Origin of the sequence: Micromonospora sp. NBC_00858, assembly GCF_045207365.1 — a bacterium.
In the GTDB taxonomy this organism is placed as follows: Bacteria; Actinomycetota; Actinomycetes; order Mycobacteriales; family Micromonosporaceae; genus Micromonospora.
The window spans coordinates 3,351,130-3,373,462 of the sequence record NZ_CP108828.1; the positions used below are offsets into that span (position 1 = coordinate 3,351,130).

Consider the following 22,333-nt stretch of genomic DNA (forward strand, 5'->3'; position numbering starts at 1 on the left):
CACCTGGCCGGACGACCAAACTGATCGATCAACCAAGGGAGACCGACATGTTCGATGTCGAGGAACGGCTCACCCTGGACGAGCGTTCCGCCGTCGACTTCGTACTCAATCTGCGCAAGCGGTGGGCCGACACGGTCTACCCGGCGCTGCGCCAGGAGTTCAACGCCGTCGGGGAACCGGCGACGACCATCGCCGACGCCGAGACCCGGCTGCGCGAGCTGCCGCTCTATCCGTGGTTCAGCCACCTGGAGCGGGTGCAGCAGAAGATGCTGTGGAAGCTGGCCGGCGACGCGGTGCTGAGCCGCCGTACGGAGCTGGTGGACCAGTTGGCCCAGCCGGCGCAGCCGAAGGGCGCGCTCAAGCTGGACGCCGACCTGGACCTGCCCGGCTGGTACACCGACTACGACATCCACATCCAGCCCGGCGGATTCTTCTCCGACGACATGTCGGCCTATGTGTACGAGTTCGGCGCCCGCATCGTGATGCTGCGCGACAACGACGGATACAAGTTCCACTCGCTGTTCACCAGCACCGCCCTGCCGGAGGTGCCCGCGGCGACCCGGGTGGTCGACATCGGCTGCGGGTTCGGCAAGAGCACCCGCCCGTTGGTCGGCAAGTACCCGGACGCGGAGGTGATCGGCGTCGACTTCGCCGCCCCCGGGCTGCGGCTGGCGCACGTCGAGGCCGAGGCGGCCGAACTGGCCATCGACTTCCGGCAGGCCGACGGCCGGGACACCGGCATCGACGCGGACTCCTGCGACGTGGTCACCGGAACGATGGTGCTGCACGAGATGCCGGCCGAGGCGATCAGGGAAACCATCGTCGAGGCGGCCCGGCTGCTCAAGCCCGGCGGTGCGCTGCGGTTCCTGGAGTTTCAGCTCACCGGCGACCCGCTGCGCGACGCGACCGTCTACGAGCACGCCGAACGCAACAACGAACCCTTCTTCCACGCGCTGTTCGGCAGCGACCTGCTGCAGATCTGCGCCGAGGCCGGCCTCACCGAGGCCTCCTGGACCCCGTTCGACGAGCGCATGCACGGCGTACGGCCGGAGGGCTGGGGCGACCGGTTCGAGTGGCACTTCCCGTGGGCGGTCCTGTCCGCCACCAAGCCGGAGGCATGATGAGCACCGAATTCGACTACCTGGGCGACGCGAAGTCCAGCAAGCTGTTCGACCTGGTCCTGCAGCTCGCCACCGACCTGCACGTGACCCGGCAGCGGCTGCGGGCGGTCGAGGCCCTGCTGGTCCGCGGCGGGCAACTCGACGGCGACGCCGTCGACGGGTTCACCGCGACGCCCGCCGAGCAGCCGGCGTTCAACGCCGACCGGGACGGGTTGCAGGCCCGCCTGCTCCGGATCCTCACCGAGGACGGCCCCGCCGAGCACCCGCTGCGCAACCAGTGGGAAGCGGCCATCGAGACGCGCAGCCGCTGATGGGCACCGAAGATCCGGCCGGCCTGATCGACCGCTACCTGCAGTTGTGCGAGGACCGGCAGTTGGCCGAGGCGAGCCGGCTGCTCGCCCCCGGCGTACTGATCGTCTTTCCGGGTGGTCGGGTCTTCGGCTCGCTCACCGAGATGGCCGCGGCGGCCACCGGGCGGTACCGCTGGGTACGCAAGCACCGGGACCGCTACCTGGTCGGGACCGAGGCCGGCGGCGACCGGACCTCGGTGACCTCGCTCGGCACGCTCTACGGCGAGGACAACGACGGGTCGCCCTTCGACCGGATCCGCTACGCGGACGTGTTCCTGCTACAGGACGGGCTGATCACCGAGCAACACGTCTACAACGACCTGGCGGTCGACCTTCCGACCAGCCGCAGCTGATCCCGACTTGTGACGAGGTATCGAGATGAGACATGGACTACGGGTGCTCGTGGGGGCCATGGCCGCCACGCTGGTACTGACCGGTTGCAACAGCGGCGACTCCGGCGGCGACGGCGCCGCCGGTGAGCCGGCCAAGCTGACCTTCGCCATCGCCTCAGCGGTGATCGGGCCGAAGGAGGAGGTGGCCGCGTTCGCGGTCGCCAAGGAACTCGGCTACTACGCCGAGGAGAAGCTGACCGTCGAGACCATCAACACCGACGGCTCGGTCGCCGCGCTGCAGGCGGTCGCCAGCGGCAGCGGCAGCGTCACCGCCGCCGACAGCGGCTCGATCCTCGGCGCGGTGGAGAAGAACGTGCCGGTCAAGGCGGTCGGCGGGCTGGTGCAGAACTGGCCCTGGGTGATCGCCGTCAAGCCGGACAGCACGATCACCGGCGGGGCCGACCTGAAGGGCAAGAAGATCGGCGTGATCAGCCTTGCGTCGGGCTCCGCGCCGTACGCCCGGGCCTTCGTCCGCGCGGCCGGGCTCGACCCGGAGAAGGACGTCGAACTGCTCCCGGTCGGTGTGGGTGCGCCGGCGGCGGCCGCGCTCAACGGCGGCCAGGTCGACATGCTGGCGCTCTACACCCAGGCGTACACGGTCATCGAGAACGCCGGCACCACGCTGAAGTACCTGCCCAACCCCGACTCGCTGACCGGCATCCGGTCGCTGTCGTGGGCGGTCAGCTCGCGCAACGAGAACAGCGACGTCAACACCCGGTTCCTGCGGGCGTCGTACAAGGCGATGCTCTTCTCGGCGAAGAACCCCGAGGCGGCCATGCGGATCGGCTACAAGGTCTTCCCGCAGATCCTCGCCGGCCAGTCGGTCGAGTCGCGGCTGGCGGCGGATACCGCGAGCCTGCAGGCCTGGCTGAAGACGGCCACCCCGGCCACCGGTACGCCGGAGGACTTCCCGGCCTGGGGTGCGATCAGCGACCAGGAGTGGGCCAAGACCCAGGCGTACACCAAGGAAGCCGGGCAGATCACCGGCGAGGTCGAGCTGAGCAAGGTGTGGGACCCGAGCCTGCTCGCCGGCGCCAACGAGTTCGACAAGGCCGCTGTCCTGCAGCAGGCCACCAGTTACACCGCGAAGTAGCCGACCGGACACGCGGAGGGATACCCGATGGCCTACCGAACAACGGCCCGCCAACTACCGACGCCCACAGTGGTCGAGGAAAGCACCTGGATCGAGGTTGATGGCCTGCACAAGCTCTATCAACCCAAGAAGTCCGATCCGACGCTGGCCCTGAGCGACGTCAGCTTCTCCGTACGGCGGGGCGAGTTCATTTCGGTCGTCGGGCCCTCCGGGTGCGGCAAGACCACCCTGCTGAAGATCCTGGCCGGGCTGAGCCCGAAGTCGCAGGGCGTGGTGAGGATCGCCGGCCAGGAGGTGACCAAGCCGCTCCCCCAGGTCGGGATGGTCTTCCAGGCCCCGACGCTGCTGCCCTGGCGAACCATCTTCGAGAACGTGATGGTGCCGGCCGAGGTCCAGAAACTGGACCCGGCCCGGCACCGAAAGCGGGCCCAGGAACTGCTGGAGATGGTCGGTCTCGACGGCTTCGAGCAGAAGTACCCGCACGAGCTCAGCGGCGGCATGCAGCAGCGCGCCGGGATCTGCCGGGCACTGGTGCACGACCCGGCCGTACTGCTGATGGACGAGCCGTTCGGCGCGCTGGACGCGATGACCCGCGAGTACATGAACGTCGAACTGCTGCGGATCTGGCGGGAGAGCGGGCAGACGGCGGTTCTGGTCACCCACTCGATCCCGGAGGCGGTCTTCCTGTCCGACCGGGTGGTCGTGCTCAGCCCGCGGCCCGGCCGGATCGCCGAGATCATCTCCATCGACCTGGAGCGGCCACGGGAGCTCGGCGTAATGTCCTCGGACCGCGCCGGCGTCTACGTGGAACGCATCCGCCGACACTTCAACGCCGCCGGCGTTATCGACTGACGGGGTTCGTCATGGCTACCACCAATCCGGTAAAGGATCCGGTCCGCCCGCGTACCGGGTCGCCCGCGCCCGCGCCGAAACCCGCCTGGCCAAAGCTGGACCTGCGGGACCGCCCCCAGCTCTGGCTGGTCCCGACGGTCTTCGTCGTGGTCGTCCTGGCCTGGGAGTACGGCGTACAGGTGTTCGGCGTGGACGAGTACGTGCTGCCGCGCCCGACGCAGATCGTCGACGCGCTCTGGCTGCAACTCAACGACGACCTGTTCTGGGGGCACCTGTGGGTGACCACCCAGGAGTCGCTGGTCGGCTTCGCGATCGGGGTGGGTGCGGCGGTCCTGCTGGGCACGTTCATCTCCCAGATCAAGATCGTCGAAGCCACCCTGATGCCGTACATCGTGGCCTTCCAGACGGTGCCGAAGGTCGCGCTGGCCCCGCTGTTCGTGGTCTGGTTCGGCTTCGGCCTGACCAGCAAGATCGTGATGGCCGCGGTGATCTCGTTCTTCCCGATGCTGGTCAACGTGATCGAGGGGCTGCGGGCCGCCGACGCCGACAAGATCCAGATGCTGACCGTGTTCGGCGCCAACAAGATGCAGATCTTCCGGATGGTCCGGCTGCCCAGTGCCCTGCCGTTCATCTTCGCCGGGCTGGACATCGGCATCGTCTTCGCCATCCTCGGCGCCGTGGTCGGTGAGTTCATCGGCGCCAAGGAGGGGCTGGGTTACCTGCTCCTACAGACCAACTACAACTTCGACATCGCCGGCATGTTCGCCGTGCTGGTGGTGCTGTCGGTAATGGGCCTGCTGGCCCACTTCGTGATCCGGCTCATCCAGCGCAAGGTCGCGTTCTGGGCCGAGGACACGAAAGTCATCGGCGCGTGAGCCGGCCGGGGGCCGACCCAAATCGCTTCGACGGGCGGGTCGCGCTGGTCACCGGCGCGGCCCGGGGCATCGGGGCGCGGATCGCGGCGACCCTGGCCGAACGCGGCGCGACCGTCGCCCAGGCCGACGTCGTCGAGCCCGACGGGTGGGCGGCGGCCGAGCTGGCCGGCGCGCACAGCCGGCACCACGTCGACGTCCGGTCGGCCGCCTCCTGCACCGACCTGGCGGCGGCCGTACTGGACCGGCACGGCCGGCTCGACCTGCTGGTCAACAACGCCGGCGTGGTCCGGCGCGGACCGGCGGCCACTATGTCCGAACATGACTTCACCGACGTCCTCGACATCAACCTGACCGGCACGTTCCGGATGTGCCAGGCCGCGTACCCGGCCCTCCGCCGGGCGGGTGGAGCCGTGGTCAACATCGGCTCCACCAACGGGCACATCGCGGTGCTGGACACGCTCGGCTACTGCGTCAGCAAGGCCGGGGTGATGCACATGGCCCGGGTGCTGGCGCTGGAATGGGCGCCCGACCAGATCCGGGTCAACGCGGTCGGCCCGACCATCGTGCCCACCGACATGACCAGCGACCTGCGCGGCGACCCGGACTACCTGGCCGCCAAGCTGGCCACCATCCCGCTGGGCCGGATGGCCGGCGAGCAGGACGTCGCGAACGCGGTCGCCTACCTGCTCAGCGACGCCGCGGCCATGACCACCGGTCAGACGATCTTCGTCGACGGCGGCGTCACCATCCACTGAGCCCGACCTCCCAAGAGGAGCTACCACCATGTCTTCGCCGGATATCAAGGCGGTCCTCGACGCGGTCGACGAGCACTTCGACACCTTCGTCGAGGAACTGCAACAGCTGTGCCGGATCCGCAGCCGCCGGCAGGAGCCGGACCAGATGGCGGCCGCCGCCGAGTTCCTCGCCGGTTCGGTACACCGCTGGGGCGGCACCGCCGACGTCGTCCCCTGGGCCGACTCGCACCCGTACGTGCTCGGCGAACTCGCCGGCGGGCAGCGCTCGCTGCTGCACTTCAACCACTACGACGTCGAGGTCGAGCCGGCCGGGGACGACGCCGACTGGATCAGCCCGCCGTACGCAGCGGAGATCCACGACGGCAGGCTGTACGCCCGCGGCGTCGCCGACGACAAGGGCGCGCTGATGTCCCGGATCCACGCCGCCGCGGCCTGGCGGCTGGCCGGTCTCGCGCCCCCGGTCACCAGCCGGTTCCTGATCGAGGGCAAGCAGTGGCTGCACAGCCCCGGCCTCGGCTCGTTCGTCGAGGCGCACGCCGACCGGCTGGAAAGCGACGGGACGCTGTGGGAGAACTCCTGGCTGGACGCGGACGGCCGGCCACTGCTCAAGCTCAGCGAGAAGGGCGTGCTCTACCTGCGCCTGTCGTTGCGGACCCTGCCCCGCGACCTGACCAGCCAGAACACCGCCCTGCTCGCATCGGCCACGATCCGGCTCGCCGCCGCGCTGGCCGCGCTACAGGACCCGGACGGCACGGTGCTGGTCCCCGGCTTCGCAGCCGGCGCCCGCCCGGTGACCGACGCGGAACGCGAACTGCTGGCCCAGGTCGCCTTCGACGGTGACTTCCTGCGCGCCCGCGCCGGCGTCGACGGGTTCCTCGGCGGGCTGGACGACCGGGCGGCCGCGGTGGCGATCCGTACCGTGCCCACGCTCACCGTGGCCGGCTTCGACGGCGGCGACATGCGCGACGACGTGACCCTGGGCATCCCGTCGCTGGCCCGGGCCAAGGTGGAGATCCGGCTGATCGCCGGCCAGGCCCCGGAGCGGGTCCTGGACGCGCTGCGCAGGCACCTGGCCGAAAGCGGCTTCGGCGACGTCGACATCGAGGTGATGGCGACCAGCCGGCCGAACATCACCGACCACCGGGACCCGTTCGTCACCCTGGTCGCCGACGCGGCCCGCCGGGCTTACGGCAACGAGCCGGTGATCGAGCCGTACACCCAGTGGATCGGCAACCAGGGCGTGCTGCCCGGCCGGCCGATCGTCGGCATCGGGGTGTCCCGGGCCGACTCCGGTGTCGACGGTCCGAACGAACAGATCCGGCTGGACGACTACCGCACCGGCATCAGGCACGTCATCGAGGTAATGGCAGCGATGGCCGCCAGTGCCGAGCGAAGCGAGGTGACGGCGTGAGCAGGATCCGGGGCACTGCCCAGCGTGGATACGTCGACCTGCCCTGGGGGCAGGTGCACTACCGGCACGGCGGTACGGCCGACCAGCCGGTGCTGCTGGTGCTGCACCAGTCGCCGCTGTCGTCGGCGACGTACGACGCCGTGATCGCGCCGCTGGCCGAGCGTGGCGTGCGGACGATCGTCGTCGACACCCCCGGGTTCGGGATGTCCGACGCACCGCCACGGCCGTGGTCGATTCCCGAGTACGCCGACGCGGTGTGGCAGGTCGCGGACGCGCTGGGGCTGGGCGCCGTACACCTGCTCGGGCAGCACACCGGGGCGACGATCGGCGCCGAGGCGGCACTGCTCGCCCCGGCCCGGGTGCACCGGCTGATCCTGCAGGGCCTGCCGCTCTACGACGACGCCGAGCGCAAGGCCAAGGTGGAGTCGTACGCCCCCGGATACGTCCCGGACCGCGACGGCAGCCACCTGCGGGTGATCTGGGACCGGGTGTACGGCCTGTACCCGCGGCTGACCCCGGACGAGGCGAACCGGCAGGTGGCCGAATACCTGATGACCGGGCCGGACTACGCGACCGCGTACCGGGCGGTCTTCGCGCACCGGTTGGACACCGCGGCGCTGGCCGCGATCCCGACGGTGCTGCTGCACGGCGGCGACGACCTGGTGGACCGGATGACGCCGGTGGTGACGGCTGCCCTGCCGCACGCGCCGCTGGTCACCATCCCGGGCGGCACGGACTTCGTCGCCGACGAGCAGCCCGAGGCGTTCGCCGACGCGGTCGCCGCCCAGGTCGTCGGGCAGGCGTCGTGAGCGAGCGCAGCGAGGTGGCGTCGTGACCGAGATTCCGGCCGGGCCCGCGAGCGTGGTGCCGGACAACGTCGTCTACACCGCGACCGTACAGGTCTCGGGTGGCCGGGGCGGGCGGGCGGAGTCGCTGACCGGCTCGTTCCGGGCCACCCTGACCCGCCCGGCACAGCGCGGCCCCGACGCCCCGGGCACCGACCCGGAGGAGTTGTTCGCCGCCGGCTACGCGGCCTGCTTCGACAGTGCGCTGACGGCGGTCGGCCGGCAGGAGCGGATCAGCCTCGGGGCGACCCGGGTCACCGCCTCGGTCTCGCTCGGCACCACCGACGGCGGCGGGTACGCGATCGCCGTACTGCTGGAGGTGAGCGCTCCGGAGTGTCCGCAGGCCGACCTGGAACGGGCCGTCCACGCGGCACACCGGATGTGCCCGTACTCGAACGCCATCCGGGGCAACACACCGGTGACGATCCGGGTCGATGGTCGACACTGAGTCCGCGCCTGTCCGGACCACCGCCACCGGCGGTGGTCCGGACAGTGGCGGCGGCCGGACGGCGCTGGTGGTCGGCCTCGCCCTGATCTACACCCTGTGGGGTTCGACCTACCTGGGCAACCGGATCGCCCTGGAGAGCCTGCCGCCGATGGTCACCACCGCCGGCCGGTTCCTGCTCGCCGCGGTGGTACTGCTGGTGATCGCCGGGTTGCGGCGGTCGCCCCAGTTGGTGCCGACCCGGGCGCAGTTCCCCGGCGTCGCGGTCACCGGCATCCTGCTGATCGGGGTAGGCAGCACCCTGCTGGCAGTCGGGCAGCAGTACGTCGACTCCGGCCTGGCCTCGCTCGTGGTCGCCGCCGTACCGCTGTGGGTGTTGGCGCTGCGGGTCTGCACCGGACAGCGACCGTCGGCGCTGGTCGTGGCCGGGGTGTTCGGCGGGGTGGCCGGGCTGGCCCTGCTACTGCTCGCGCCGGGCACCCAACTGCACCTGGCTGGCACGTTGACGGTGCTCGCGTCCAGCGGGGTGTGGGCGGTCGGTTCGTGGCTGTCGCAGCGGATGGCGCAGCCGGCCGATCCGCTGGTCGGCATCGCCTGGCAGATGCTGATCGGCGGGCTGGCGGTCGCCGTGGCCAGCGCACTGACCGGTGAGCTGGGCGGGCTGCGGCTGGCCGAGGTGTCCGGCCGTTCCTGGATCGCCTGGGGATATCTGCTGGTGGTCTGCACGATCGTCGGCTACACCGTCTACTCCTGGCTGTTGCGGCGGGCGCCGCTGCAACTCGTGGCCACCTACGCCTATGTGAACCCGGTCGTCGCGGTCGGTTTGGGGATGATGGTGCTCGACGAGCGGTTGACCGGCCGCCAGGTGCTGGCCGGGGTGTTCGTGCTCGCCTCGGTGGCGGTCGTGGTCGCGGTGGAACGCCCCCGGCAACGCGGACCGTCGTCGCCCGCCGCACCGGCCACGCCCACCTAGGCTCCGGTTGCCCGCACAGCACATTGGACAGACAGCGAGGACCACGATGACCATCACACCTGCCGTCGACAGCGAGGACAGCCGTACCAGGTCTGGCCTGGGCCGGGCGCTCTCGGTGATCAACATGATCGCCGAGCGCTCGCCGCAGACCCTGGGCGTGTCGACGATCGCGCGTGAACTGGAGCTGCCCAAGGCGGTGGCGCACCGGATCCTCAAGGAGCTGGTCGGCGACGGTTTCCTGAGCTTCGACGAGGAGACCAAGCAGTACCGGCTCGGCCCCGGCGCGCTGGCGGTGGGGTTGGCCGCGTTGCGGGCCCTGAACGTGCCGGACATCGCCCGCCGCTACATGGTGCGGCTGGTCCGGGCCACCGGCGAGACGGCGACGCTGTCGATGCGGCAGGGCTGGTCCCGGGTGTACGTCGACCAGGTGCTGTCGCCGCACGAGGTGCGGATGTCGGTGTCGTTGGGCACCAGCCATTCGCTGCACTCGGGTTCGTCGTCGAAGGCGATCCTGGCGGCCCTGCCGGACACCGAGGTCGAGGACTATCTCGACAACCACCGGCTGGAGCAGGTGACGGCGGCGACGATCACCTCGGTGGACCGGTTGCGGGCGGAGATCGCCCACATCCGGCAGCAGGGGTACGCGGTCAGCCTCGGCGAGCGGCAGTCGGGTGCGGGCAGTGTGGCGGCCGCGGTGCTCTATTCGACCGGTCAGGTGTTCGGCTCGCTGTCGTTGTGCGGGCCGCAGGACCGCTTCGACGCGCGGGCGTGTGCGGCGCACGGTGCCCTGGTCGCGGAGGCGGCCGGCGAGATCTCGGCCGAGATCGGCTTCCGTCCGGTACCGCGCCAGGCCGGTACCCGTGATCACACGACCACTGGCTCACAGCCGCTGGTCCTGCGGTTGTGAGCGTGGTTAGGATGACGACGATTCTGTTCAGCGGACCGGCGTTTCCCTCAGCCGAACAGACCGATTGTGTGGGAGGTACCCGTGGGTGACGGACCGCTCGAAGGACTCCGGGTGCTCGACATCTCGACGATCCTGGCCGGCCCCCTGTGCTGCCAGATCCTGGGCGACTTCGGCGCCGAGGTGGTCAAGGTCGAGCACCCGCAGGCCGGCGACAGCATGCGCGGGCACGGCAGCGCCAAGGACGGCCATCCACTGTGGTGGAAGGAGATCTCCCGCAACAAGCGCACGATCGGCCTCAAGCTCTCGGCGCCGGCCGGCGCGGATCTGCTGCTGCGCCTGGCCGAACAGGCCGACGTGCTGGTGGAGAACTTCCGGCCCGGCACGCTGGAACGCTGGGGCATCGGGCCGACCGAGCTGCACCGGGTCAACCCGCGCCTGGTGATCGTCCGGATCACCGGGTTCGGGCAGACCGGGCCGTACGCCGCCCGGGCCGGCTTCGGCACCTTGGCCGAGGCGATGAGCGGCTTCGCGCACCTGACCGGCGCGCCCGACGGACCGCCGACCCTGCCGGCGTTCGGGCTGGCCGACAGCATCTGCGGGATCGCCGCCTCGTCCGCGGTGATGATGGCGCTCTGGCGCCGCGACCGCCCCGGCGGGGCCGGCGGCGGGCAGGTCATCGACATGAACCTGCTCGAACCGATCATGACCGCCGTGGGACCGGGCCCGACCGTGTACGACCAGCTCGGCATCATCGGCCAGCGCAACGGCAACCGGTCGAGCAACAACGCGCCCCGCAACACGTACCGGACCAAGGACGGCGCCTGGGTCGCCGTGTCGACCAGCGCGCAGACCATCGCCGAACGGGTGCTCGAACTGGTCGGCCACCCCGAGGTGATCGACGAGCCGTGGTTCCGGACCGGCAGCGGGCGGGCCGCGCACGCCGACGAACTCGACGCGTACGTCGGGTCCTGGATCGGCGAACGGACCCGCGACGAGGTGTCCGACGCCTTCGCGGCGGCCGGTGCGGCCGTAGCCCCGGTCTACACCGCCCGGGACATCGTCGAGGACCCGCACGTCCAGGCCACCGAGATGATCACCACGGTGGACGATCCGGACCTCGGGCCGATGCGGATGCACAACGTCATGTGGCGGATGTCGGACACCCCGGGCCGGATCAGGTTCACCGGCCGGAGTCCAGGCGCCGACACCGAAGCCCTGCTGGTCGACGAACTCGGCTGCGACCCGGCCGAGATCGCCGACCTACGCAGCCGCCAGATCGTCGCCTGACCGCAACCGTCGCCGACCGCGACAGGAACCCGATGGTCGCCACCGGCGACAGGAACCAGACCGTCGCCCCGGCGACAAGGAACGCGAGGAACCGTGACCGCCACCAGCTCCACCACCACCGATCGCCTGCTCGCCGCCGTGCAGGAGGGGGTCGAGGTCTACGACCTCGGCCGGCGACTGTTCTTCGGCATGCCGCAGTCGCCGAACCACCCGGCGTTCCTGCTGACCCTGCCGCGCCGGCACGGGGACTCGGTACGCGCCGACGGCGGCTCGGCGGCCAACGACCTGCTGGTGATGGGCACCCACGTCGGGACGCACGTCGACGCCCTCGCCCACGTCTCGCAGGACGGCCGGCTGTACGGCGGCGCGGACGCGGCGGCGGCCGGTACCGGCGGCCGGTACGTCGAACTGGGGGCGCACACGATCGAGCCGATGGTCCGCCGGGGCGTACTGCTCGACGTGCCGGCCGCGCTGGGCCAGGACGTCAGCCCCGACGGGTACGAGATCACCCCCGACGACCTCGACGCCACGGTGGCCCGACAGGGCAGCCCGGTCGGTGCCGGCGACGTGGTGCTGATCCGGACCGGCTGGGGCCGGCACTTCGACGACCCGGACCGGACCCGGTACATCGGGCACGACTCCGGCGTACCCGGGGTGAGCGCGGCCGGGGCCCGCTGGCTCGCCGACCGGGAGGTGCACGCGGCCGGCGCGGACACCATCGCCTTCGAGCGGCTCGCCCCCGGCGCCGGGCACAGCTCCCTGCCGGCGCACCGGATCCTGCTGGTCGAACACGGCATCTATCTCATCGAGGCGATGGACCTGGAACCGATCGCCGCCGCCGGGGTGCACGAGTTCACCTTCATCATGGCGCCGTTGCCCCTGTTCGGGGCCACTGGTTCGCCGGTCCGGCCGCTCGCGGTGGTCTCCCGTGGCTGAGCCGACGCTGGCCCGCCAACTCGCCGAGTTCGCCGCCGGCACCGGATACGACTCGCTGCCGGCCCCGGTCGTCGACAGCGTCCGGAAACGGATCCTGGACATCCTCGGGCTGTGCGTCGCGGCCGGACCACTGCCAACCAGCCAGGCCGCCCTGGCGTACGTCGCCGAGCAGGGCGGGCGCGGGCAGGCCCGGGTCATCGGCCTGGCCGAGGCGGTGCCGGCGCCGCTGGCCGCGTTCGGCAACGGGGTGCTGGCGCACTCGCTGGACTACGACGACACCCACCTGCCGTCGGTGCTGCACCCGAGCGCGGCGGTCGTACCGGCCGCGCTGGCCGCCGCCGAACTCGCCGGCGCGTCCGGTCAGGACACCGTCGCCGCGATCGCGGTGGGCCTGGAGGTCTGCGTCCGGCTCGGTATGGCCGGCTACGACCTCGAGGCCGGCAACTCGGTGTTCTTCGAGCACGGCCAACACGCCACCTCGATCTGCGGGGCGCTCGGCGGCGCGGCCGCGGCGGCCCGGCTGCTCGGGCTCGACGCGGCCGGCATCCTCGACTCGCTCGGCATCGCCGCCTCGATGGCGTCGGGCCTGATCGAGGCGAACCGCACCGGCGGCACCGTCAAGCGCATCCACTGTGGATGGTCGGCACATTCCGCGGTCAGCGCCGCACTGCTGGCCAGGCGCGGCATCACCGGACCGCCGACCGTACTGGAGGGCCGGTTCGGCTTCTTCGAGGCGTTCCTGCGCGGCGAGTACGACGCCACCGCGATCAGCCGTGGGCTGGGCACGCAGTGGGCCGTACCCGGGATCTTCTTCAAGCCCTATCCGGCGAACCACTTCACCCATGCCGGCATCGACGCGGCCGGCGCACTGCGCGCCCGGGGGCTGGACGTCGACGACATCGAGACGATCACGCTCGGCGTGCCGACCGCGGTCATCCGCACCATCGGGCAGCCGATCGAGGTCAAGCGGGCGCCGGAGACCGGCTACCAGGCACAGTTCAGCGGTCCGTACACGGTCGTCGCCGGGCTGCTCGGTGGCGGCGGACTCGGGGTCGGGCTCGCCGACTTCACCGACGAACTGGCCCGCGACCCGTACCGCCGGGCCCTGATGGCCAAGGTCGAGGTGGTCGCCGACGAACGCTGCGACGCGATCTTCCCGAACCAGTTCCCGGCCGTGCTGCGGATCCGGACCCGGCAGGGCACGGACTGGACCGAGGAGATCCTGACCAACCGAGGGGGACCGGACCGGCCGCTGTCGGACGCGGAACTGGCGACCAAGTTCCGGGACAACGTCACCGGCCGGCTACCCGCGGCGACCATCGCCGGAATCGAAGCGGAGGTCGCCCGGCTCGACCAGGCGACCGGAATCGACGTACTGATGGCTCTGGCCGCAGGCCCGGGCAACGATAAGGAGGAGACATCATGACGGCCCTGGACCTGTTGCTGCGCAATGTACGGGTGGTCCGGCACGACAGCGCCGAGACCGAGCTGACCGACATCGGCGTGGTCGACGGCCGGATCGAGCGGATCGCCGCCGGCATCGACCCGGCCACCGCGAAGTCCGTTGTGGACGGTGGCGGCAAGCTCGCCTTCCCCGGCGTGGTCGATGCCCACCAGCACTGGGGCATCTACAACCCACTGTCGGAGGACACCGCGTCGGAGAGCCGCGCGTCGGTGCAGGGCGGGGTGACCACCGCGCTGAACTACATGCGCACCGGGCAGTACTACCTGAACCGGGGTGGGGCGTACTCGGACTTCTTTCCCGAGGTGCTGGCCGCGTCGGCCGGCCGGGCGTACGTCGACTACGGCTTCCACCTGGCGCCGATGTCCCGCCAGCACATCACCGAACTCCCCGACCTGGTCGAGTCCGGTGTCACCTCGTTCAAGATCTTCATGTTCTACGGCAGCCACGGCCTGCACGGCCGCTCGACCGACCAGAACTCGTTCCTGATGATCCCCGAGGGCGAGCGGTACGACTACGCGCACTTCGAGTTCGTCATGCGCGGTGTGCAGGCGGTCCGCGAACGGTTCCCCGACCTCGCCGACCAGATCTCGCTGTCGCTGCACTGCGAGACCGCCGAGATCATGAGCGCGTACACAAAGATGGTCGAGGAGGACGGGACCCTGACCGGGCTGGCCGCGTACCACGCCTCCCGGCCGCCGCACTCCGAGGGACTGGCCGTGTCGATCGCCGCCTACCTGGCGCACGAGACCGGGCTGCCCAACATCAACCTGCTGCACCTGTCGTCGGCCAAGGCCGTCGACGCCGCGCTGCGGATGGCGAAGGCGTTCCCGCACATCAACTTCCGGCGCGAGGTCACCATCGGCCACCTGGTCGCCGACATCACCACCGCACACGGCCTCGGCGGCAAGGTCAACCCGCCGCTGCGTCCCCGCGAGGACGTCGAGGCACTGTGGACACACGTGCTGAACGGCGAGATCGACTGGGTGGTCAGCGACCATGCCTGCTGCCGCGACGAGCAGAAGTTCGGCACCCCACGCGACGACATCTTCATCGCCAAGTCCGGCTTCGGCGGCGCCGAATACCTGCTGCCCGGCCTGCTCACCGAAGCCGCCCAGCGCGGTCTGTCGCACCAGCGGGTCGCCCAGCTCACCTCGTGGAACCCGGCCCAGCGGTTCGGCCTGACCCGCAAGGGCGCGCTCGCCGAAGGCTACGACGCGGACCTCTGCCTGGTCGACGAGGGCAGCCCGTGGACGGTCCGGGCGCAGGACTCCGAGTCGACCCAGGAATACACCCCGTTCGAGGGCTTCAAGATGACCGCCCGGGTCACCGACACGTTCCTGCGCGGTCAGCAGGTGCTCGCCGCCGGCAAGGTCGTCGGCGACCCCGTCGGCCGGTACGTCTCCCGGTCGGACCGGTAGCCGCGATGGCCCCGGTCGCCCGCAGCTATCTGTACGTCCCGGCCGACCGGGAGAAGCTGCTCGCCAAGGCGCACCTGCGCGGCGCCGACGCCCTCATCCTCGACCTCGAGGACGCCGTCACCCCGGCGAACAAGGCGGTCGCCCGTACGTCGGCCGCCGCCCACCTGGCCGACCCGCGGCCCGGCCAACTCTGGGTACGGGTCAACAGCGACCGGGCGGCCGAGGACATCGCCGCGGTGGCCAGCCCGGCGCTGGCCGGTGTCTGGGTGCCGAAGGCCGAACCGGAACTGCTCGCCGCCGTCGACGTAGCGCTGGGCGCGGCGGAGCGGCGACTCGGGCTGCCCGACCGGACGTTCCAGGTGATCGCCCTGATCGAGACCGCGCGCGGGGTGCTCGACGTGGCCCGGGTGGCGACCTCTCCCCGGGTCCTGCGACTCGGGCTCGGCGAGGCCGACCTGGCCGGCGAACTCGGCCTGCAGCCCGGTCCGGACGGGGCGGAACTCGCACCGATCCGGTCCCAGGTGGTCGTCGCCTCGGCCGCGGCCGGGATCACCGCCCCGGTCGGCCCGGTCGAGACCGTACTCGGCGACGCGGTCCGGCTCGCGGCGAGCACCCGGGCTCTGCTGCGGCAGGGCTTCCGGGCCCGGACCGCCGTACACCCCGACCAACTCGCCACCATCAACGAGGTGTTCACCCCGAGCGCCGCCGAGATCGAGGCGGCCCGGGGGGTGCTGGCCGCCCTGGCCGAGGCGGAACGCCAGGGCACCGGCATCGCCACCCAGGCGAACGGCCAGATGCTCGACCGCGCCGTGGTTCGCGCCGCCGCCGAGGTACTCGACCGGGCGGCCGGGATGGGTGACCATCCCGGCCCGCCGTCGTAGTTCCGAACTGTCAGTCAGACGGGGTAGAGGATCTTCACCCCGTTAAGGTTCAGCGCCGATACGGAGCTAAAGCCGGCGAAGCCGGCATGATCCAGTCAAGTTTGTTGATCGGCGTGCTGGATTTGGTGTGGGTGTTGTGTTTCAGGTCGCCAGTCCTGCCTGCCTGGTGAGGCGGTCGAGGGCAGTGTTGTAGGCGCGGGCCGCCGGGTGGAGTGGTGATCGGGTTGGCGGGTCGGGGTCGGTCAGTTGCGCGGTGGCGGGGCGGATGAGTCGGTCGTGCAGCCGGGTCAGCAGCATGGCGTGGTCCAGGCCGGTGTCGGTGACCTGGTAGCGGTGGGTGCCGGGGATGCGGGTGATGAGTCCGTGCAGGCGCAGTCGGCGCAGGTCGTAGGTGGCGCGGCCGGCGGGCCGGGTGTCGGGGTCGGTGCCCAGCAGCCCGGCGAGGTGGGTGCGTAGGTCGGCGTTGGTGAATCCGCCTGGGTGTAGCCGGAAGGTGAGCAGGGTTGACAGGAGGGCTTGGGCGCGGGGGTCGCCGAAGCGCAGGCCGGCGGCGTGTTGGCCGCCTACGTCGATGGGGTTGTTGACCGCGGTGAACGCGTCGGCTCCGTCATCGTGCGTAACACGCTGCTCGGCTTGGCCCCCATGGCGGGAGCAGTCAGTCAGTTCGCGGACGGAGGCGGCCGGACCGCAGCCGGCCTGGTTGCTGCTTTGCTGGCTTCCCTCGCGGGTTCGGTGACCGCATTCGAGGCGCTCATCGGTTTCGCCCCGACAGCGAAGTTGTACGTCGACGCCGCGGTCAGCCTGGAGGAGGCATGCCTGCGTTGGGACACCGGCGATGACCTCGCCACCGACGTCGAGCGAATCGAGCAGGTCTTCCATGCCGAGGCCGGCCAGTGGGGGCAGCTGACGATCCCCTCCGCCTCGACCGTCCCGGCGTCGACAGCAGCATCTGACACCCGAGACGACGGCGCCGTCGAATCTCCGCACGGCCTCTGCGGGCTACGCCGAGCATGCACTGACACAAGATGATCTTTCGCTTGGTCACGGTCCGGCCGTACCTCTGTTTGGGTGAAACGTAGGCATGGGAACGTGGTGGGTGCCGCGATGGTTCTCGGCGCCGCGGCGCTGTGGGGAACGATTGGTCCGGCGCAGACGTTGGCGGCGAGCGGCATCGGCATGGCCGCTCTGGCCGGGTGGCGACATGCGGTAGGCGGCATCTGTCTGGTGGTTCTCGGGTTCTGCCGTTCGAAGATCTCTCCATCGCCGGCAAGACGACAGTCGTGGGTCCTGCTGCTGGTGACGGGAGTAGCGAGCGCCGCGTACCAATTCAGCTTCATGTCGTCGGTGTCACACAGCGGAGCCGCAATGGGCACCGTCGTAGCCATCAGCGCAGTCCCCCTGTTCACCGGCATCGCCGGCCGCGTGCTGGACGGTGAGCGGCTGAGCGCGTTGTGGTGCAGCGGCACCGTCGGCGCAGTGGGGGGCTGCGTGGTTCTACTGCGACCCGAGACCGGGCTGGTGGACGTGGTGGGTCTTTGCTGGGGCGGCCTTGCCGGCATCACCTTCGCGGCGTACACCACAGCGATGAAACGGCTGTCGGCGCGCACCCCATCGCTGATCATGGCCACCGCCGGCAGCATGGCAGCCGGCGCGCTCGTACTGGCGCCGTGGATCCACATGGACATCGCCATGGTGGTGGATGTCCGCACCGGATTACTCGTCGTGTGGTTGGGTCTCGCCGCGACAGCCGTTCCGTACCTGTTGTACGCACGAGGTTTGCGCACCGTCAAGTCCGGTACGGCCGGTGCCCTTACGCTCGCGGAGCCGTTGACTGCGGCGTTGTTGAGCGTCGCGCTGCTCGGCGAGCGGATCGCCATGGCGCAGGCCGCCGGTTGTCTGATCATCCTCAGCGGGATGCTCGCCATCGTGGTCGATGCGCGGAGACGAACGGCCGTGGCCCAACCGACTGGTCGCGGAATGGCCATCGGTGATTCCGTAACGATGGAACTGCCGTTGATGCCTTTCGCGTCCCCGGCGCTTGGCACCACCGCCACTGTGGAGATCCCGGTCATTCGCAGGGCGCCGGCCCGCATCGAGAATCCGCGAGCCGGGCCGGCAGCAACTCCGGTCGAGGTTCCGCTTCCTGGTGCCAGGTTGAGCAGCCGTGATCACCCGTGGTTTCCGGGAATCCACCGCGGCGGTGATGGTGTGTGAGGGGTGCACGACGATGCGGTTCTGGCGGGGCAGGGCGGCCAGGAGCACGGGATCGCCGATGGCGATGCGGCACAGATGCCGGGCGGCGGCCGGTAGGGGTAGTTCCTCGCGGGCTCCCACGACGTGCGCGCCATCGGCGGCCGGGATGACCAGGATCGCGTCGGTCACGACGTCGACGTGCAGCGTGAGGCCCGGTGTCCAGCTCAAGGCCCGTACCAGTGGACGAGCGGTGACCCGGCCGGCGGCATCGGGGCGGCCCAGGTCGAACAGCACGCCATCGCCATTGCGGGCGGCGGGCTCGGGCAATGTCGGCAGCGGCGCCGGCTCCGGCGATGCGACTGGCAGGGGGCAAGTACGAGCGCCTCGACGAGCTGCTCGTCGGGCGGGCGAGGACGCGGATTGCCACCACTCACCTTGCTCCTGCCAGCGCGGAGGCCTGCCTGCGGGAGCAGCAACGCTTGGCTCGTACGCAAAGCGCGGAAACCGCAGTGGTACCTGCGAGGTGCAGCTGACGACTTCCCAGAGGCGCCCGGCGGCGGTGCCGCGTTGCTAAACCCAGCACGTAACGTAACGACGGTCAGCTATGTTGTCACGCTGCGTCGCCCGGCGCTGTCCGTCAGCCGCTGTCTGTGCAAGCACCTGTCGGCCTACTGGTCGTATGCAGAGCCAGGTACGCCAGGCCTACACAGCCCGGGAAATTTGGCGCTTCGGCTCCGTCGATGGACTGCCGGCCCAGCGGCCTACATGCGCTCGTTACCAAAGAGTCGGGCCGGCGCGCCGGTCGCGGCAGATCCGGTTGTTCCGTTCACTACCGGAGGGCTGACTTTCAGGAAGCCAGCGCCAAATAGGCCGCTGGTTTACAGCGAGGACGACATCCGACGCCTCGTCGGCGGCCTCGATGACATGCGCAACACCCTGCGAGACGCCCACAGCGAGACAAAGGCAATGTCTACCGCGAGCTACGGCTCGCCCTCACCTACAACCCCGGTGAAAACAAAATCAGCGTCGAAGCTAGGCCCGACGCTGATTACTGTGGGGTAACTGTACGTGTCCGAGGGGCCACACGAACCAATGCCCCACCGCTGGTGACGATCGGCAAGACTTTGACGCTCACACAGGTATAGCTGCCCGGCGACCTCTTCGGGTCCGCCGAAGAGGTCACCGAGCATGAAGCCCTGCTCAACGGGTGCCGGCGATGGCCCGGACCATCACGCCCAGACGTGTGCGGGCGACTGGAAACGCATGGCGGCGTGACCAACCTGACGGCCGACCGGCTCGAGGCGCTGACAGCGCCGGTCAGCCCCGCGTTCCGTGACTTCCATTGACCCGCCGAAATCCGTCAGGCGGGGACCTCGCTTGGTTGCTGGGCCGCCTCGGCGGGCTCCACGTCGGCGATCTTGCCCAGCCGGCTGGGCCACCACATGTGCCGTCCGATGTCGAGGTTCAGCGCGGTGACCAGGACCGCCCGGACGATGATCGTGTCAAGCAGGACGCCGAACGCCACCGCAAAGCCGATCTCGGCGAAGGCGGTCAGCGGGAGGGTGGCCAGCACCGCGAAGGTGCCGGCGAGGACGAGACCCGCGGACGTGATCACGCCACCGGTCGCGGCGAGGCCGATGAGTGCGGCGCGTCGGGTGCCATACCTCGCGGTTTCCTCGCGTACCCGGGTCATCAGGAAGATGTTGTAGTCGATGCCCAGTGCGACGAGGAACACGAACACGAACAGTGGCAACGACGTGTCGGCGCCGCCGAAGCCGAAAATGTGCCGGAAGACCAGCGCGCTCGCGCCCAGGGCGGCACCGAACGACAGCACTACCGTCGCTACCAGCACCAACGGCGCGACGACGGCTCGCAGCAGCAGCGCCAGGATGACGAGGACCACGACGAGCACGATCGGGATGATGAGGTTGCGGTCGTATCGGGCCGCCCGCTGCAGGTCGAGGTTGATCGCGGTGTTGCCGCCGACCTGAGCGTCCGCGCCGGGCACGGCGTGCACGCGGTCGCGTACCCGGTCGACCGTGTCGTAGGCCGCCGGGCTGTCGGCCGCGGCGTTGAGGGTGCCCACGACATAGGCGAGGCCACCCTTGGCGACGGGTTCGCTGACCGACGCCGGGTCGATGCCCTCAGTCGACGCGAGCGCCGCCTTCACCGCGGGGCCTTGCTCCGCCTTGCTGATTACGACGACCGGGTTGCCCGCACCGGCCGGGAAGTGCCGGGCGAGCACTTCCTCGCCCACGATCGAGTCCGGGTTGCCACGGAACGATTCCTTCTGGGTCAGCCCGGTCGCATCGAGCTGGACGAGGCCGATCGCCATGACGGCCAGTGCCAGGCCGGTGGCGACCCAGGTGATTCGGGGGCGGTTGGCTATCCGCTTGCCGATGTTGGCCCACAACCCGGTGGTGGTGGGCTCCGCGGAGCCGAACCGGGGCCGCACCGGCCAGAAGATCCAGCGGCCGACCGTCACGAGCATGGCCGGGAGCAGGGTCAGCATGACCGCGAGCCCCACCAGGACACCGATCGCGGCGACCGGGCCGAGGCCCTTGGTGGAGTTGGTCTCAGCGAAGAGCAGGCATAGCATGCCGATCACGACGGTGCCGGCGCTCGCGATGATCGCCGGGCCGGCGCGGTGCAGCGCGACCGCCATGGCCTCATGCCGGTCTGAGTGGCGCCGCAACTCCTCGCGGTACCGCGCCACGAGCAGCAGCGCGTAGTCCGTGCCCGCGCCGAACACGAGCACGGTCAGGATGCCCGCACTCTGCGCGTTGACGGTGAGGCCGGCGTTCTTCGCCAGCAGGTAGATGACCGCCTGGGCGGCCGTCAGCGCGACGCCGGCGGAGACGACGGGCAGCAGCCACAGCCCGGGACTGCGGTAGGTGAGCAACAGGATCACCACGACCACACCGATCGTGGCGAACAGCAGCCTGCCGTCAATGCCCGCGAAGGCCTCGCTGGAGTCCGCCGCGCTGCCAGCGGGCCCCGTGACGTGCACCGACAGCCCGCTGGCGCCGGCCTTCGCGACGTCCTTCATCGAGGTGACAATATCGCCCGCCTTGTCCCACCCCTCAGGGCCGAGATTGAGCGGGACGATGATCTGCGCCGCCTGACCGTCGCCGGAGAAGATCGGGCCGCCGACCTGACCGTCGACTTCGGCCATCTGGCCGAACCTGTGCGCATCGGACACTGTCTGCGCCCGGTCGGTCTCGGTCAGTCCGGAAGACCGCTGGTAGACGACAACGGCCGGGATCGTGTCGGCCGACGCGAACGCCGCCTGCCGGTCGAGCACCTGAGTCGACTCCGCGCTACCCGGCAGCCAGGACTTGGCCTCATTGTCCTCGACGCTGGTGAGCTTGCCGGCAAGCGGCCCAGCCACCGCGACGAGAGCCAGCCAGAACACGATGATGAGGTACTTCGTCTTGCGTCCTGTGATCAAGCTCGCGACCGACCTGGCCATGATCCCCCCGTTTGGACGTCCAATCCCCGATGGACCAGGTTATGTTCCCGTCTACCCAAGCGTCCCGACATCGGCAGTACGCACCGACACCACTGCCCCAAACCCCTAGGGGCCGACACCCTCCGGCCGCTCCCGAACCGAGGTGCCAACTGTCGGATTCGGTGAACGTCTCCCGTGGCACGAGCGGGTTCGTCGCCTGCTCCCCGCGCACGCGGCGGTGATCCGGCCGGCGACAACGAGGGTGACCCCATGGTGCGAGCGCGATTGTGTTTTCGTGCGGTTCGGCGTCGAGGTCGGGGGCCTCCGGTGCGCCGGTCGTTGGTCGTTCGTCGTTGATGGGTGATCGCCAGTTGCAGACGGAGTGCCTGCGGCGCCGGTTGTAGAAGTCGGTGATCCAGGTGGCGATTTTCAGGCGCGCCTCGGTACGGCCACGGAACTGGCGGCGGTGGACGTACTCGACCTTGATGGTGGAGAAGGTCGCCTCGGCGACGGCGTTGTCGAAGCATCCGACGCGGCCCATCGACTGGCGCACCCTCAACGGGCGCAGGCCCGGGCGAAGTCAGCCGAGGTGTACTCGCTGCCCCTGTCGCTGTGGAAGATCACCCCCGCGTGATGAGCACACTCGGACAAGACCTGCTGGCGCCGCCACGCCAATCGACCGA

The 22,333-nt window shown here is 70.3% G+C and carries 21 protein-coding genes; 18 read left to right on the top strand and 3 right to left on the bottom strand.

What is annotated here, in order from left to right; genetic code table 11:
* Window positions 1-47: 47 nt before the first annotated feature.
* The 17 genes from OG990_RS15630 (at window position 48) to OG990_RS15710 (ending at window position 16,006) form a co-directional block, all read left to right on the top strand.
* Complete coding sequence (locus tag OG990_RS15630; protein WP_406081169.1) at window positions 48-1,121, top strand: class I SAM-dependent methyltransferase; 1,074 nt, start codon at window positions 48-50, stop codon at window positions 1,119-1,121.
* A complete protein-coding gene (locus OG990_RS15635; protein WP_406081170.1) occupies window positions 1,118-1,432 on the top strand; it encodes a hypothetical protein in 315 nt (104 codons plus the stop codon). Before OG990_RS15630 ends, OG990_RS15635 begins: the two co-directional genes overlap by 4 nt.
* Window positions 1,432-1,824: a hypothetical protein gene (locus OG990_RS15640; RefSeq protein WP_355605530.1), complete on the top strand. Its 393-nt coding sequence runs from the start codon at window positions 1,432-1,434 to the stop codon at window positions 1,822-1,824. Before OG990_RS15635 ends, OG990_RS15640 begins: the two co-directional genes overlap by 1 nt.
* Before the next feature lie 25 nt (window positions 1,825-1,849).
* Window positions 1,850-2,956 (top strand): ABC transporter substrate-binding protein, encoded by a 1,107-nt coding sequence (locus OG990_RS15645; RefSeq protein WP_406081171.1) that lies wholly within the window; start codon window positions 1,850-1,852, stop codon window positions 2,954-2,956.
* Window positions 2,957-2,983: 27 nt separating this feature from the next.
* Window positions 2,984-3,808 carry an ABC transporter ATP-binding protein gene (locus tag OG990_RS15650; protein WP_328415150.1) on the top strand — a complete coding sequence of 275 codons (825 nt, stop codon included), beginning with the start codon at window positions 2,984-2,986 and terminating at the stop codon, window positions 3,806-3,808.
* Window positions 3,809-3,819: 11 nt separating this feature from the next.
* On the top strand, window positions 3,820-4,683 hold the full coding sequence (locus OG990_RS15655; RefSeq protein WP_328415148.1) for an ABC transporter permease: 864 nt from the start codon (window positions 3,820-3,822) through the stop codon (window positions 4,681-4,683).
* A complete protein-coding gene (locus tag OG990_RS15660; RefSeq protein ID WP_406081173.1) occupies window positions 4,680-5,438 on the top strand; it encodes an SDR family NAD(P)-dependent oxidoreductase in 759 nt (252 codons plus the stop codon). Before OG990_RS15655 ends, OG990_RS15660 begins: the two co-directional genes overlap by 4 nt.
* 28 nt (window positions 5,439-5,466) lie before the next feature.
* Entirely contained in the window at window positions 5,467-6,849 is a 1,383-nt protein-coding gene (locus OG990_RS15665; protein WP_406081175.1) for a M20/M25/M40 family metallo-hydrolase, read from the top strand.
* Entirely contained in the window at window positions 6,846-7,658 is an 813-nt protein-coding gene (locus tag OG990_RS15670; RefSeq protein WP_328415143.1) for an alpha/beta fold hydrolase, read from the top strand. Before OG990_RS15665 ends, OG990_RS15670 begins: the two co-directional genes overlap by 4 nt.
* A 22-nt stretch (window positions 7,659-7,680) precedes the next feature.
* Window positions 7,681-8,142 carry an Ohr family peroxiredoxin gene (locus OG990_RS15675; protein WP_328415141.1) on the top strand — a complete coding sequence of 154 codons (462 nt, stop codon included), beginning with the start codon at window positions 7,681-7,683 and terminating at the stop codon, window positions 8,140-8,142.
* A complete protein-coding gene (locus OG990_RS15680; protein ID WP_406081176.1) occupies window positions 8,129-9,112 on the top strand; it encodes an EamA family transporter in 984 nt (327 codons plus the stop codon). Before OG990_RS15675 ends, OG990_RS15680 begins: the two co-directional genes overlap by 14 nt.
* A gap of 46 nt (window positions 9,113-9,158) precedes the next feature.
* A complete protein-coding gene (locus tag OG990_RS15685; RefSeq protein WP_406081178.1) occupies window positions 9,159-10,019 on the top strand; it encodes an IclR family transcriptional regulator in 861 nt (286 codons plus the stop codon).
* An 81-nt stretch (window positions 10,020-10,100) separates the two neighbouring features.
* Entirely contained in the window at window positions 10,101-11,306 is a 1,206-nt protein-coding gene (locus tag OG990_RS15690) for a CaiB/BaiF CoA transferase family protein (protein WP_406081180.1), read from the top strand.
* Window positions 11,307-11,399: 93 nt separating this feature from the next.
* Window positions 11,400-12,242, top strand: coding sequence for a cyclase family protein (locus OG990_RS15695; protein ID WP_406081181.1), 843 nt, complete (start codon window positions 11,400-11,402; stop codon window positions 12,240-12,242).
* Window positions 12,235-13,668: an MmgE/PrpD family protein gene (locus tag OG990_RS15700; RefSeq protein ID WP_328415131.1), complete on the top strand. Its 1,434-nt coding sequence runs from the start codon at window positions 12,235-12,237 to the stop codon at window positions 13,666-13,668. The genes OG990_RS15695 and OG990_RS15700 overlap by 8 nt, the downstream gene beginning before the upstream one ends.
* Window positions 13,665-15,125: a dihydroorotase family protein gene (locus OG990_RS15705; protein ID WP_328415129.1), complete on the top strand. Its 1,461-nt coding sequence runs from the start codon at window positions 13,665-13,667 to the stop codon at window positions 15,123-15,125. Before OG990_RS15700 ends, OG990_RS15705 begins: the two co-directional genes overlap by 4 nt.
* Before the next feature lie 5 nt (window positions 15,126-15,130).
* A complete protein-coding gene (locus OG990_RS15710; protein WP_406081184.1) occupies window positions 15,131-16,006 on the top strand; it encodes an HpcH/HpaI aldolase/citrate lyase family protein in 876 nt (291 codons plus the stop codon).
* 141 nt (window positions 16,007-16,147) lie between these two features.
* On the opposite strand, the gene OG990_RS15715 is transcribed toward OG990_RS15710, so the two are convergent.
* Window positions 16,148-16,885, bottom strand: coding sequence for a hypothetical protein (locus tag OG990_RS15715; RefSeq protein ID WP_406081185.1), 738 nt, complete (start codon window positions 16,883-16,885; stop codon window positions 16,148-16,150).
* Window positions 16,886-17,110: 225 nt separating this feature from the next.
* On the opposite strand from OG990_RS15715, the gene OG990_RS15720 reads away from it, so the two are divergent.
* Window positions 17,111-18,220, top strand: coding sequence for a DMT family transporter (locus OG990_RS15720; RefSeq protein ID WP_406081186.1), 1,110 nt, complete (start codon window positions 17,111-17,113; stop codon window positions 18,218-18,220).
* Window positions 18,221-19,559: 1,339 nt separating this feature from the next.
* Here the strand turns inward: OG990_RS15720 and OG990_RS15725 are convergent.
* Both OG990_RS15725 and OG990_RS15730 read right to left on the bottom strand, forming a co-directional pair.
* Window positions 19,560-21,650 carry an MMPL family transporter gene (locus OG990_RS15725; protein ID WP_406081187.1) on the bottom strand — a complete coding sequence of 697 codons (2,091 nt, stop codon included), beginning with the start codon at window positions 21,648-21,650 and terminating at the stop codon, window positions 19,560-19,562.
* The gene (locus tag OG990_RS15730) at window positions 21,544-22,191 is read right to left on the bottom strand and encodes an integrase core domain-containing protein (RefSeq protein WP_406081188.1); all 648 of its coding nucleotides are present in this window, start codon (window positions 22,189-22,191) and stop codon (window positions 21,544-21,546) included. Before OG990_RS15730 ends, OG990_RS15725 begins: the two co-directional genes overlap by 107 nt.
* Between the last annotated feature and the right edge of the window lie 142 nt (window positions 22,192-22,333).